1 protein-coding gene is annotated in these 241 nt (G+C 73.0%); it reads left to right on the plus strand.

What is annotated here, in order from left to right; translation table 11 throughout:
- Positions 1-241 (plus strand): hypothetical protein (locus J5474_RS22660; RefSeq protein WP_209364286.1); only part of this gene is annotated, 241 nt, incomplete at both ends.

Below are 241 nucleotides of genomic sequence, written 5' to 3' on the forward strand. Positions count from 1 at the left end.
GTGCTGCCCGCCGGGCTGCCGGTGCTGTGGTGGACCGATTTCCCCTATGCGACCCGTCCGCAGCGCGAGACGGCCCGCCCCTTCGCTGCGGCGATGGAAGTCGATCCGGAACGCGCGATCCCTGGCGATGCGGCGGCACGCTTCGCTGCCTGCGCGGCCTATACGACGCAGCTCGGCTTCCAGTTCGGCGGCGAGGACGGGCTGCAGCGCGCGCTGGACGCCGCCGGACCAGTCGAGCGGT

Source organism: Sagittula salina (genome assembly GCF_017813235.1).
Classification (GTDB): Bacteria; Pseudomonadota; Alphaproteobacteria; order Rhodobacterales; family Rhodobacteraceae; genus Sagittula; species Sagittula salina.